This is a genomic window from Clostridium sp., from assembly GCF_036781005.1.
Taxonomy (GTDB): Bacteria; Bacillota; Clostridia; order Clostridiales; family Clostridiaceae; genus Clostridium_B.
Genome location: NZ_DAIQBT010000001.1, coordinates 48270 through 62439 on the forward strand (window position 1 = coordinate 48270; position 14170 = coordinate 62439).

The following is a 14170-nucleotide window of genomic DNA, read 5'->3' on the forward strand; positions in this document are numbered from 1 at the left end:
TAAAAGTTAACATTTATTTTTTAAAAATATACAATGTATAGTTGACAACAGACATCACACAACATACAATAAAGATAAATGGTTTAATAATTATTTATTAGGGAGGTTATTTTAGTGAGAAGTGATGTAATAACAAAAGGAACCAAAAGTGCACCACAGCGTGCCCTGCTTAATGCTTTGGGGCTTACAAAAGAAGAGATAGAAAGACCACTTGTGGGTATTGTGAGTTCAAAAAATGATATAGTACCAGGTCATATGAATTTAGATAAAATAGTAGAAGCTGTAAAGACAGGAGTTTCAATGGCTGGAGGTACTCCCATTGTTTTTCCTGCCATTGCTGTATGTGACGGAATTGCCATGGGACATCAGGGAATGAAATATTCTCTTGTTACAAGAGATTTGATTGCAGATTCCACAGAGGCTATGGCTATGGCGCATGCTTTTGATGCACTGGTAATGGTACCTAACTGTGATAAAAATGTACCGGGTCTTTTAATGGCTGCGGCAAGACTTAACATTCCGGCTATTTTTGTAAGTGGAGGACCTATGCTTGCAGGAAAGGTAGATGGCTGTAAAGTAAGTTTCAGCAGCATATCTGAAGCAGTTGGTGCTTTTAACGGAGGCAAAATAACCGAAGAGAAATTAGAGGAGTTTGAAAGCAAGGTATGTCCTACCTGCGGTTCCTGTTCAGGCATGTATACTGCAAATAGCATGAACTGTCTCACAGAGGTTCTTGGAATGGCACTTGGTGGTAATGGAACCATACCTGCCGTTTATTCTGACAGAATAAAACTTGCAAAGCATGCTGGAATGAAGATAATGGAGCTTATTGAAAAGAACATAAGACCTAGAGATATTATGACAGAAGCTGCCTTTAAAAACGCCTTGACTATGGATATGGCTCTTGGATGCAGTACAAATAGTATGCTCCATTTACCGGCTATTGCCCATGAAGCCGGCATTGAGTTAAATGTGGATATGGCAAATGAAATCAGTGCAAAAACTCCCAACCTTTGTCACTTAGCACCGGCAGGACATAATTATGTAGAAGAATTGAATGAAGCAGGTGGAATTTATGCCGTTATGAATGAAATCAATAAATTAAACTTGTTAAATATAGATTTGATTACATGTACAGGAAAAACTGTGGCAGAAAATATTAAAGGCTGTGTAAATAGGAATAAAGAGGTAATAAGACCTGTTGAGAATCCTTACAGCGAGACTGGTGGAATTGCAATTTTAAAAGGTAATTTAGCTCCTGATTCCTGTGTGGTAAAGCGTTCTGCAGTGGCACCTGAAATGTTAAAACATGAAGGGCCTGCAAGGGTATTTGATTGTGAAGAGGATGCCCTAAATGCTATAAACACCGGAAAAATTGTGGCTGGGGATGTAGTTATTATTAGATATGAAGGACCTAAAGGCGGACCTGGTATGAGGGAAATGCTTAATCCAACTTCTGCAATTATGGGACGAGGCCTTGGAGGCAGTGTAGCTTTAATAACAGATGGACGTTTTAGTGGTGCTACAAGAGGTGCTGCAATTGGTCATGTTTCTCCTGAAGCGGCAGTGGGAGGTAATATTGCATTGGTTGAAGAAGGGGATATAATAAAGATAGATATAGAAGCAAATTCTATTAATTTTAAAATAAGTGAGGAAGAATTAGAGAGAAGAAGATCAAATTGGAAGCCTAGACAACCTAAAATTACCACAGGTTATCTTGCAAGATATGCAGCTATGGTAACTTCGGGAAACAGAGGAGCTATTTTAGAAGTTCCTAAATCTTAATTTTAGATTTTGGGAGTTTGTAATTAGTGAATGTATAGTTTGTTTAAATTTAGTATAAGTAATACATGAGAATTTGCAGCATATCTGGATTTGTGTAAATTAAATTCAGGTATGCTGTTTTAAGTGTCTATATCAAGTGTGATACTATGTCAAGAAAAAGTACAAATTAAAATGAGAAAACTCTAAAGTACTTTTGGAGCCTATAAAAAATTTTGATGCTTATTAAGTAAAATTATGATATAATCCTTCCGTAATGACAAAAATACAATGGAGGATGAATATAATTTGATTAATGTAAATAATGTTAGTTTAAGATATAAAGGGAGAAAACTTTTTGAAGATGTAAATTTAAAATTTACCCAGGGTAATTGCTATGGAATTATAGGGGCAAATGGTGCAGGAAAAACTACATTTTTAAAAATATTGTCAGGAGAAATAGAGCCTGGTACAGGGGAAGTGAATATCTCAAAACATGTAAGAATGTCTGTACTAAAACAAGATCATTTTCAATATGATGAATATGAGATTTTACAAACAGTAATTATGGGTAATTTAAGACTTTATGAAATAATGAAGGAAAAAGATGCCCTTTACGACAAACCCGATTTTACAGATGAAGATGGAATAAGAGCATCTGAGCTGGAGGGTGAATTTGCAGAATTAAACGGATGGGAAGCAGAATCTGAGGCTTCTTCACTGCTTCAGGGTCTTGGTATAGATATAAATCTTCATAACAAAAAAATGTCTGAACTTACAGGTGCCCAAAAAGTAAAGGTACTTCTAGCACAGGCGCTTTTTGGAAATCCCGGCATACTTATTTTGGACGAACCTACCAACCATCTGGATGTTAAATCTATAAAATGGCTGGAAGAATTTATTATTAATTTTGAAGGCACTGTTATAGTTGTATCCCATGACAGATATTTTTTAAACAAAGTGTGTACATATATGGCAGATGTAGATTATGGAAAAATAAAAATATATGCTGGAAATTATGATTTCTGGTATCAGTCAAGTCAGCTGGCGCTTAAGATGGCAAAAGAACAAAATAGAAAAAAGGAAGAAAAGATTAAGGATCTTCAGAGATTTATAGAACGTTTCAGTGCCAATGCTTCAAAATCAAATCAGGCTACATCCCGTAAGAAATTACTGGATAAGATAACTTTAGAGGATATAAAACCCTCCAGCAGGAAATATCCCTTTATGGGTTTTAAGCCTGAAAGAGAAGTGGGAAATGATATATTAATAGTTGACGGAATTACAAAAAGTATAGATGGAAAGAAAGTATTAGATAATGTCAGCTTTACAGTATCAAAAGGGGATAAAATTGCCTTTATATCGGAAAATGAGGTTCAAGAAACTACATTGTTTAAAATTCTTATGGGGGAATTGGAACCAGATACCGGCAGCTATAAATGGGGAGTTACTATCTCTAGATCATATTTTCCAAAGGACAATTCAGATTATTTCAATGAACAAGAATTAAATTTGGTGGATTGGTTGAGACAATTTTCAGAGGAAAAGTCTGAAAGTTACATAAGAGGATTTTTGGGCAGGATTTTGTTTTCGGGAGAAGAAGCTTTAAAGCAGGTAAATGTTCTTTCAGGAGGGGAAAAGGTACGATGTATGCTGGCAAAGATGATGATGGAAAATGCCAATGTGCTTATTTTGGATCAACCTACCAATCATCTGGATTTAGAATCTATTACCGCATTGAACAATGGACTTTTGGATTATAAGAGTATTGTTCTATTTTCATCTTATGATCATGAATTTATCCAAACTGTAGCAAATAGAATTATACAGCTTACCCATAGTGGGTTTATAGATAAAAGGTTAACCTATGATGAATATCTAGAAAGTATTCAAAGTTAGTGATACAGCCTGTTTCAATATGGTTTTTACATTTTGAAACAGGTATTAGTGAAAAATTCATATGAAAAGTGTCGTACTAACGGTGCTTTAGAGAATTGGGAAAAATGAAAATAATATATAAAAATTAATTTAAATTACACTTGACAGAATTGTATGGATGGAATATTATGAACATAACAGTTGTATATAACAGTGTTATATTTGGAGATGATAATATGAGCAAGGAGGATTTAAATACTCTGCAGAAAATTATGGAAGAAGGGAAAAAAGAGTTTTTAGAGAAAGGCTTTAAGGACGCATCTTTGAGAAATATTGTAAAACAAGCAGGTGTGACTACAGGAGCATTTTATGGGTATTATACTGACAAAGAGGCATTGTTTGAAGCGTTGGTTTTACCAGCAGTAAATGGATTGAAAGATATGTTTGTACTAGCTCAGCAGGAATTTGATCGGCTGCCTGAAGCTGAAAAGAAAAAAACTGTATATGATTATTCCTCTCATGAAGTGAGGAAATTTATTACATATATTTACAATTATTTTGATGAATTTAAATTGCTTATTTCCTGTGCTGAAGGAACAGCCTTTTCGGATTTTATCCATGACCTTGTAGAGGTTGAGGTTGAGTATACATTAAGATTTGTTGAATCTATAGGTAATGATGTAATAGCTTCTGGCAGGGCAACGCTGGAACTTCTTCATATTATTTCCAGTGCGTTTTTTTCTGCTGTATTTGAGGTGGTTAAACATGATATGTCAAAGGAAGCTGCAGATACCTACATAGGAAGTTTAAAACAATTTTTTACAGCTGGATGGCAGAAAATTTTAAATCTATAAAAAATACTTATGTAATGTTGGTACATTAAAAATATATGGGGTTCTTGAGAACCTCAAAAAAATTATTATAAAGTTAGATTAATCTAACAATGGGAGGATGAGAGAATGCAAGCAGAGAAAAAGAAATTTATATTAAAAAGATTTACACCCTATATGGGAAAAAAGAAAATCCTTTTGCCCACAGCATTAGTATTGTCGGGATTGTCCGCAGTTCTTAACATTGTACCTTTTATGCTAGTATGGTATATAACACGGGATATTTTATCAGATCCCCATTCTATTAATTTAACAAGTATCAGCTTTTATGCATGGCTTGCTTTTGGAAGTGCTATAGGAGGAATTGTTGTGTATTTTTTTGCACTTTTGAGTTCCCATCTTGCAGCTTTTCGTGTGGAGATAGGGATGCAAAAGGTTGGTATGGAAAAAATTCTTTCTATGCCCCTTGGCTTTTTTGATAAGCACTCCAGTGGTAAAATACGAAAAATCGTAAATGATGGAGCGGGAACTACGCATAGTTTCTTGGCACACCAGCTTCCAGATATGGCAGGCAGTGTTGTATCTCCCATTATTCTTATAGTATTAATTTTTACCGTAGACTGGAGAATGGGTTTAGCATCCCTTGTTCCAATTGCTTTAGGCTTTATAACTATGAGATTCATGATGAATGCTGAAGGAAAAAAATTTCAAAAGTTATATTTTGATTCTTTAGAAGAAATGAGCTCTGAATCTGTAGAATATATACGAGGTATTCCTGTTGTAAAAACCTTTGGTCAAAGCATCTTTTCTTTTAAGCGCTTTTATAACAGCATCCTCAAATATAAAGAGATGGTTCATGCTTATACCCTGCTTTGGCAAAAGCCTATGTCGTTTTACAGTACTGTTATGCAATCGGCGGTATTCTTTTTAATACCAATGGCCATATTTCTAATAGGAAGAGGAGAGAATATCCCCCTTGTACTTGCAGATTTTGTTTTTTATATACTTGTATCCCCGATTTTTACTATGTTATTGATGAAGTCCATGCATTTTCAGCAAAATACTATGATAGCACAGCAAGCTATCGACAGACTGGATAGTCTACTTGATTATGGCAGCATGAGCTATATGAAAAATAATAAAAATATAAAAAATCATAGTTTGGAGTTTAAAAATGTAGTGTTTTCATATGAAGGCAGTCATAAGCCTGCTATTGACAAAATTAGCTTTAAATTAAACCAGGGGGAAACCATTGCATTGGTGGGGGCTTCAGGAGGAGGAAAAACCACAATTGCAAGACTGGCAGCACGTTTTTGGGATGTAGATGAAGGGGAGGTCTTAGTAGGAGGAATCAATGTTAAAGATGTTCCTAAAAAAGAACTGATGAATAATATTTCCATGGTATTTCAAAATACAAGATTATTTAAAGATTCATTAAGGGAAAATATAGTTTTTGGAAAAGAAAATGTGAAAGAGGAAGAAATAAATAAAGCCGTTGATTTTTCACAGTCAAGAGAAATTGTAGAAAATCTCCCAGAGGGACTTGATACGGTTATTGGCTCAAAAGGGACGTATCTTTCAGGAGGGGAACAGCAAAGAATTGCTATTGCAAGAGCTATTGTAAAAGATGCTCCTATTGTATTGTTAGATGAAGCTACTGCCTTTGCCGATCCAGAGAATGAGCATCTGATCCAAAAAGCTTTGAAAGAACTTAGCCGCGGTAAAACCACACTGATGATTGCCCACCGTCTTACAAGCGTACAGAATGTGGATAGGATTCTGGTTATAGAAAAGGGAAAAATTGCAGAAGAAGGAAGTCATGAGGATTTACTGAATAGGGGAGGTCTCTACAAAGCAATGTGGGAGGAATATCAAAAATCTGTAGCATGGAAAATAAGTGCTAAGGATTTAGAGTTAGGAGGTCAAAATGTTTAAATATTTTCAAAATAAATATGCTTTATCTGAAAAAGGTGCAAAGGATCTTTTTAATGCAATCGTTTGGACAATTATTATGGACATCAGCTTTATGGTTACGGTGGTTATAGGTTTTAAATTTTTAGATGAATATATGATATTACTTTTTAACCCATTAGGAAAGCCTCAAAATGGCATTATATACTATGTTGTTTTGTCTGTGGTTTTTTTTATAGTAATGTTGGTTATTGCGTATTTTCAATATAATTCAGCCTATACCAAGATTTATGAAGAAAGTGCCAGAAGAAGGGTAAGTCTGGCCGAGACGTTGCGAAAGCTTCCGTTGGCTTTTTTCGGAAAAAAGGATATTTCAGATTTAAGTTCGACTATAATGGAAGATGCTACACAAATAGAAACCCTTTTTTCACATTCAGTACCTCAGATTTATGCAGCAGTATTGACTGTTTTTGTCATGGGTGTGATGATGTTTTTTTACAATTGGAAGTTGTCTGTGGCAGTATTTTGGGTAGTTCCAGTTTCGGCATTAGTATTTTATCTGTCAAGGAAGTTTCAAAAAACCATGCATACAAGGCTTTATAATATAAAAAGAGATATTTCAGATAAAATTCAAGAGGGACTTGATTCCGCACATGAAATAAAATCCTATAACAGAGAAGCTGCTTTTTCCAATATGTTAAATTTAAAATTGGATGTTCTTGAAAAAATGATGATTAAAGGAGAACTTGTGATAGGGGCATTTGTCAATCTGTCTTATGTATTTCTAAAGCTTGGATTACCCAGTGTTGTACTGTATGGTGCATATCTTTTATCAACAGGAGAGATAAGTATATTTACTTATCTGGTATTTCTTATAGTCACTGCACGAATCTATAATCCAATTATGGATGCAATGAATAATTTTGCACTGCTTCTGTATCTGGATGTGCGAATTAATCGTATGAAAGAAATGGATAAAATGCCGAGACAGGATGGAAAGACTGAGTTCAATCCCCAAAATCATGATATAGAATTTAAGAAGGTTGATTTTTCTTATCAGGATGGTATCAAAATTTTGAATAATGTGAGCTTTACTGCAAGACAGGGTGATGTTACAGCCCTTGTAGGGCCTTCAGGAGGAGGAAAGAGCACTATTGCAAAGCTGTCTGCAAGATTTTGGGATATAGACAGAGGCACCATTGCCTTGGGTGGAGAGGATATTTCCCAGTTTGACCCTGAAACCTTATTAAAGTATTATTCTATAGTTTTCCAGGATGTTACACTTTTTAACTCAAGTGTTATGGAGAATATACGTTTAGGGAAAAAGGATGCATCAGATGAAGAGGTTATAAGAGCAGCACAGCTTGCCCAATGCCATGAGTTTATAAGTAAGCTTCCCCAGGGATATAAGACTTTAATTGGGGAAAATGGAGAAAAATTATCTGGCGGAGAACGACAGAGAATATCCATAGCTAGAGCCATTTTAAAGGATGCTCCCATTATACTGCTTGACGAAGCTACAGCATCTCTCGATGCAGAGAATGAAAGTAAAATACAAAGTGCACTTGGGGAGCTTATAAAAAATAAAACGGTTTTGATTATTGCTCACCGTATGAGAACAGTGTTAGGTGCAGATAAGATTGTGGTGATTAAAGACGGGGTCATCGCCGAGAGTGGACCACCTTTGAAATTAAAGGAAAAACAAGGGGTTTTTTCAACTATGTTAAAAACTCAATATCAGAGTAATTAGCAAGCAAATTCTAGAAAAAATATAATAGAGAGTGTGTGAAGGTATAGAAAACCAATCTAACCAGCACTTTCTCTCAAACAATTGGGGGTGAAGTTTGCTTTTATAATATTTTTAGTGGCATAATTCAACAGGCTTATGAAATTCTATATTCATCTAAGGATCTTATATATGTTCTTTTAGCCAATGTCTGAAATATTGCAGCTGCTCAGCAGTATGAAAATAGTGTTCTCCATTTTCCATCACTTGCAGATTACAGTTGAATTTTTTAACAAATTCAGATATAGTATCAAATTCGCATAATTTATCTTCTGAACCGTAGAGGATAGAAGTTGGATTATTCCAGGCAGTAACAGGGTGTTTTTTTATATAACAGTAGTAATCCCAGTAGAGAGTTTGTCCAATTGGTGTGGAAATCTCCCTTTTTATTTTTAACTCGTTTTCACTTATGTTAAACCATGTCATCATATTATTTATTATACGTTCCATGTTTAATACAGGAGATAAAAACAGGCATTGCGTAAATGGGGTATGATTATACTCCAGCAGACTAAAATATGCTCCCATACTGCAGCCAAAAAGACTTATGCTATTTGACAGGGATTTGGCATAATTCATAACAGTACCAAGATCACAAAGGCAATTTTGTACTTTACAGACATAAGGCTCATGTCTGCGATCTCCATGTTCAGGCAGGTCAAAGCTAAGTACCTGGTAACCTTTTGATAGTGCTTCTTCTGCCAATAGGACAATTACTTCATCAGCCTTATGGGACATATTACCATGTACTGCTATAAATAGTTTATCTGACTTGTCTCCCCACAAAATTGCAGGGATATTGTTTATTTTTAAAATATGTTTTATCATTTACTTTACCTCATTTTATTAGTGAAATTCTGTTATTGGGATGACAGCATCAGGAGTATGTGGATGCTCCCCAAGTATTTTTTCCATCCAGATCATATCGTACCAGGTACCAAATTTATAACCGCATTTTGTAAAATGAGCTACCTTGGTATAGCCTAAATGTTCATGGAAAGCGGTACTGCTATTGTCAAGATACATATCTTCACCAGAGGTATATGCAATACAGGCATTTAAGTTGATAATGTTTTGATGTTTAAGAATATCTTCCAAAGCAAGATACAGCTTTTTTCCAAGACCATTACCTCTGCAATTTTCCCTCAAATATATGGTGGTTTCCACCGCCCAGTTGTATGCTGCACGCTGCTTGAAAGGTGCTGCATATGCATAGCCAGTAATTTGGTCATCTTCCAAGGCAACAATATAGGGATACATTTTTAAAGTATCACTAATTCTTTGTGAAAATTCTGCAATAGATGGTATGGTATATTCAAAAGTTATAGCGGTATTTTCAACATAGGGGGCATAGATCTTCAAAATTTCTTCTGCATCATCCTCTGTGGCCATTCTGATAGAGATATCTGTATTCATATTTTGAAGCCTTCTTTCATTTCTATTTCGTTATAAGCAAATGCTACTTGAGCCTAGGAATCACTTGATGAAGATCATACCATACATTGTTGTATCTTACCACTGGTTCAGTAAAATGAATGAAAGGGTTCAGTTTATTTTTTCTTTATTTTTTTTATATTTTTAATATATTTTTGTATTTTATAATGAATATAAAATAAATATTAAGAAGGTGATTGGAATGGATGATAAGGTTTTAGAAGTAATACATGTTTCTAAAAAACGAGGCCATAAAATAGTGTTGGATGATATCAATTTTTCCATAGATAAAGGTGAAATATGTGGCTTTGTAGGGAGAAATGGTGCAGGTAAAACCACATTGATTAAAATTATAACAAGTATGTTATATGCTGATAAAGGTAAGGTTATAATCTGTGGAAAAAATCTTAAAACTGAAAGAGAGGAAGCTTTGAGAAATGTGGGGGCATTAGTAGAAACACCAATAATGTATGAATATATGACAGGAAGACAAAATTTAAATCATATATCCAGTGTAATTAAGGATGTAACAGAAGGTGACAGGGAAAATGCTATAAAACTTTCAAATTTAGGAGTGAAAATTGATGAAAAGGTAAAAAAATATTCATTAGGTATGAAACAAAGACTAGGGATTGCAGAAGCGTTAATGGGAAATGTATCATTGTTGATACTGGATGAGCCTACAAATGGACTAGATCCTGTGGGGGTTTTTGAATTTAAAAGTGTTATAAATAATCTGGCTAGAAAAAAGGGAGTAAGTATTTTTATATCTTCTCACATCTTAAGTGAAATAGAAAATATATGTACAAAGATTGTATTTATAGATAAAGGAAAAATTATAAGTGTTCAAAAGATGGATAATAGTATGAAAGCTGCTAATGAAAAAAATATATTTATAAAAACGGATTCTCCTAAAGAATCTTCAAAAGTTATTCAAAGTATACCCTATGTAAAACTATTAAAAATAGAAAACAAGGGAATTTCAATTTTAATTAATAGTGATATAAATGACATTTTTGAGATACTTAAGAAATTACATGATGCTAAGATAAGCGTACAAGGTTTCTTTGAATTAAAGCAAAATTTAGAAGATAAATTTATAAAAATGATGGGAGAGGATAGGGATGAATAGATATATATGGCAAGAATTTAAAAGAGTTATAATAAAAAAGAAAATTATCCTTATCATTATGCTTATTATTACCATAGTTTTTGGATTGAAAAGCATTTTAAAAACAAAAAGTTTAGAAACACAGATTCAAAATTATAAAATTCTTCTCAATAATCAAAAAAATGGCAGGGATAAGGCTGATAGTGAATTGAGAAAGGCAGATTTTGCAAGAGATATATTGGAAACTGAAAAAGAAATAAAAGATAAAGAAGAACAGCTAAATCAGATAAATAGCTATGATAAATCAAAATTAGATGAACAAATTCAAAAATTAGAAAAGGAGAGGGATCCCAAAAATGAATACAGGTTACTCCAATTAAGATATGAAAGAAAATATGATATAGAAAAGAGTGAGTTAATGCCAAAGGGGATGTACGCAGCTTTAGAAACTCTGATAAATTTTATACCTATTTTTATACTTAGTACCATTATACTATTATCTGATATGGTGTCAGGAGAATATTCGCCAAATACAATTAAGGCTTTGATTATCAGACCTATTTCAAGAAAAAAAGTTATAGTATCTAAATTTATTGTTTCAATAATTTTAAGTACAACTGCTATAATCACAAGTGCTGTAATATTTATAGTGGAAGCTGGAGTTCATCTGGGTTTTACAGATTATAGGTTACCCTTTGATGTAGGTGCAAAGTATATTTTAGATAAATCACTGATTTTAAGTTCAATAACTTCACAAATGAAATATGTAGGGGGAAGCAGGAAAGTAATTCCACTTTGGAGTGCAGTTGTAGAAGTATTGTTCATTGTAATAGTTATTTTGGCAGCTATTGTATCAATAATACTTTTTATATCAACAATTTGCAGAAATTCACTTGTTTCATCTATTGCAAGTTTTATAATAATTGCAGGAACAACAGTGTGGTATATATTAGGCTTTATGGGGAGCTATCTTGTATCAGCCAAGTATGGAGTATTTATAAAATTTTTGCCTATACCATATATGATTAATAGTATAGGCACCTTAAGTGGAGATATTTCTGTACAACTTACCAGCAGTATAAATATTTATTTTGTTTTTACAGTGTGTCTGGCATGGATTTTCATTGCTCTGTTTTTAAGCACTTATATTTTTGGAAAGAGAGATTTTGATTAGTTATTCAGTTCTTTGCAGAAAAAAATGATATAATTTTAAATTAGGTGATGTTTATGGAAGAAAAAATATTGATAATAGATGATGACAAAGATATAAGAGAAATGCTTGCAAATTATTTTATAAAAGAAGGGTATGTTGTACAGTCTGCATGTAATGGAGAAGATGGATTGAAGATTGTAAAATCAAAGACAGTTTCTTTAGTACTTCTGGATATAATGATGCCCAAAATGGATGGCTATACAATGCTCCTTAAACTTAGGGAATTTTCCAGTATACCTGTTATATTGCTTACCGCAAAAGGACAACAAGTAGACAAGATAAAAGGATTCATAGATGGATGTGATGATTATATAGTAAAGCCTTTTGATTTTACTGAGCTTTCATTAAGGGTTATGGCTATACTTAAAAGAACAAATATTAGTAATACATCACAGAACCATGTACTGAAAATCAAAAACATTGAAATCAATACTTTAGAACATACAGTGAAAAAGGATAATGTGGAAATAATATTAACCCCTAAGGAATATGAAATTTTATATACCTTGGCCTATAATAGAGGCAGAGTGTATTCAACTGAAATGCTTTATGAAATGATCTGGAAAGATAATTTTATGCAAAATGACAATACTGTAACTATGCATATTAAAAATTTGAGGGAAAAGCTTGGGGATAGTGTTAAACAGGGTAAGTATATAAAAACTATCTGGGGAGTAGGGTATAAAATTGAAAAGAATATTTAAACTTAGGAGTGAATTGGTTTTTTCTGCTATCATTTCATTAATTATATCACTTATACTTGTGGTTTTTTTGAAGGAATTTGTTTTAGGATTTTTTTTAAATGATTCCAAAGATACTTCAAAATATGTACATGAAGATATGATTACTAAAGTTGAACAGGATTTAAAAAATATGGATATGAATAATTCTGGTAACATACAAAAGTATATGGATGAAAAATTCAGCATGTTATACTTTATTTTTATAGTACATAAAGATGGGAGAATAATAGCTTCAAATAACAAGGAAATAAAAAGTATAGATTCACATGAAATTGTAGATGGCAAAAAGACATTTGAATTTTTGAATACACATAGAGATAACCTGGTTAAAATAACCAGATGTGATTATTTAAAAGAAGGATGCTATCTATACTATATATACATTGGCTATGGAAAATTAGAAAAGGGAAATATAGTAGGTATAATGACAATCATAGTTTTTATAATTATTTTTTTCTTGTCTATATGGAGACGTATATCCTATGTATCTAAAATAAAATCAACAGTTAGAAATATTACAGAAGGCAATTTATCCTGCCCTGTTCCATTAAAGTACAAAAATGAACTGCGGGAACTTGCTGAGGACATAAATTACATGGCTTCAAAGATTGAAAAAGAAGAAAAAAATAGAAATGAATTTTTGACTAATATAGCTCATGATTTAAGAACACCATTAACTACTATTCTTGGATACATAAATATGATTAAAAATGACAAATACGAATCAAAAGATGAACTTAACAGTTATATAAACATAGTGGATAAAAGAGGGATATATTTGAAAAATATGCTTGAGGATTTTTTTGAATACTCAAAACTCTCTTCTAAGGATATTATCCTTGAAAAAAAGAAAATTGAAGTAAATGAATTGGCACGTCAGATATTTGAGGAAGAGGAGGAGGAATTTACTGAAAAAGGTTTGAAACTTTTGCTTGATTTATCCCGAGAACCTATTCATATTGAATCAGATCCTAATTTATTTCTAAGAGCGGTGAATAATCTCCTAGTTAATGCGCTGAAGTATTCTAAAGAAAATACAATTGTTCAGTTTGGTGTTGATAAAGAAACTTTTAACAATAGGTTTTATGCAGTGCTCTGGATATCAAATATACCCTATGATTCCATCTCCCATAATGATTTAGAAAATTTTTTTGACAGATTATATAAAAAAGATTTATCAAGGCAAGAGGAAGGCAGCGGGTTGGGATTATCGATTGTTAAGAATATAATAAAGCTTCAAGGAGGTTTTGTAAAGGTATATGGGGAAGGTGATAGCTTGGTATTCAAAATATATCATCCCTGTTAGAAAAGAGCAGGCCACAAGTGGAACAGTACTTATCCTCCACTTTGAAGAAGATAGGGGTGTTATCAATGTTAGACTTTGATGCTTTTACTTTTGGGAAGAGTTTCCACATTTTTTACAAAGTGCAAGTATTTTAATAAGAAAGAGAGCATGATGCTCTCAAATTCTATTCCACATATCTAAAAACCAGTTTGCTTTCT

Annotated in this window: 11 protein-coding genes; 9 read left to right on the forward strand and 2 right to left on the reverse strand. The window is 33.0% G+C overall.

The genetic code is table 11. The features are described from left to right. Window positions 1–114 precede the first annotated feature (114 nt). The 5 genes from ilvD (at window position 115) to V7Q02_RS00245 (ending at window position 8130) form a co-directional block, all read left to right on the forward strand. Window positions 115–1785, forward strand: coding sequence for a dihydroxy-acid dehydratase (ilvD, locus tag V7Q02_RS00225; protein WP_333858940.1), 1671 nt, complete (start codon window positions 115–117; stop codon window positions 1783–1785). Between the two features lie 285 nt (window positions 1786–2070). After that, window positions 2071–3660 carry an ABC-F family ATP-binding cassette domain-containing protein gene (locus V7Q02_RS00230; protein ID WP_333858941.1) on the forward strand — a complete coding sequence of 530 codons (1590 nt, stop codon included), beginning with the start codon at window positions 2071–2073 and terminating at the stop codon, window positions 3658–3660. 167 nt (window positions 3661–3827) lie between these two features. Then, the gene (locus tag V7Q02_RS00235; protein WP_333858942.1) at window positions 3828–4493 is read left to right on the forward strand and encodes a TetR/AcrR family transcriptional regulator; all 666 of its coding nucleotides are present in this window, start codon (window positions 3828–3830) and stop codon (window positions 4491–4493) included. 105 nt (window positions 4494–4598) lie between these two features. After that, window positions 4599–6404: an ABC transporter ATP-binding protein gene (locus V7Q02_RS00240; RefSeq protein ID WP_333858943.1), complete on the forward strand. Its 1806-nt coding sequence runs from the start codon at window positions 4599–4601 to the stop codon at window positions 6402–6404. Then, window positions 6397–8130 carry an ABC transporter ATP-binding protein gene (locus tag V7Q02_RS00245; protein WP_333858944.1) on the forward strand — a complete coding sequence of 578 codons (1734 nt, stop codon included), beginning with the start codon at window positions 6397–6399 and terminating at the stop codon, window positions 8128–8130. Before V7Q02_RS00240 ends, V7Q02_RS00245 begins: the two co-directional genes overlap by 8 nt. Window positions 8131–8292: 162 nt before the next feature. On the opposite strand, the gene V7Q02_RS00250 is transcribed toward V7Q02_RS00245, so the two are convergent. Both V7Q02_RS00250 and V7Q02_RS00255 read right to left on the reverse strand, forming a co-directional pair. Continuing rightward, entirely contained in the window at window positions 8293–8994 is a 702-nt protein-coding gene (locus V7Q02_RS00250) for an alpha/beta hydrolase (protein ID WP_333858945.1), read from the reverse strand. A gap of 18 nt (window positions 8995–9012) precedes the next feature. Next, the gene (locus V7Q02_RS00255; RefSeq protein WP_333858946.1) at window positions 9013–9582 is read right to left on the reverse strand and encodes a GNAT family N-acetyltransferase; all 570 of its coding nucleotides are present in this window, start codon (window positions 9580–9582) and stop codon (window positions 9013–9015) included. Window positions 9583–9802: 220 nt separating this feature from the next. On the opposite strand from V7Q02_RS00255, the gene V7Q02_RS00260 reads away from it, so the two are divergent. Genes V7Q02_RS00260 through V7Q02_RS00275 form a run of 4 tightly spaced genes read left to right on the forward strand, consistent with a single transcriptional unit; the run spans window position 9803 to window position 13973 of the window. Beyond that, window positions 9803–10732, forward strand: coding sequence for an ABC transporter ATP-binding protein (locus V7Q02_RS00260; protein WP_333858947.1), 930 nt, complete (start codon window positions 9803–9805; stop codon window positions 10730–10732). Continuing rightward, window positions 10725–11885: an ABC transporter permease subunit gene (locus V7Q02_RS00265; RefSeq protein WP_333858948.1), complete on the forward strand. Its 1161-nt coding sequence runs from the start codon at window positions 10725–10727 to the stop codon at window positions 11883–11885. The genes V7Q02_RS00260 and V7Q02_RS00265 overlap by 8 nt, the downstream gene beginning before the upstream one ends. Window positions 11886–11938: 53 nt before the next feature. Continuing rightward, the gene (locus V7Q02_RS00270; protein ID WP_333858949.1) at window positions 11939–12628 is read left to right on the forward strand and encodes a response regulator transcription factor; all 690 of its coding nucleotides are present in this window, start codon (window positions 11939–11941) and stop codon (window positions 12626–12628) included. Then, a complete protein-coding gene (locus V7Q02_RS00275) occupies window positions 12612–13973 on the forward strand; it encodes a HAMP domain-containing sensor histidine kinase (RefSeq protein WP_333858950.1) in 1362 nt (453 codons plus the stop codon). The genes V7Q02_RS00270 and V7Q02_RS00275 overlap by 17 nt, the downstream gene beginning before the upstream one ends. Window positions 13974–14170: the final 197 nt, after the last annotated feature.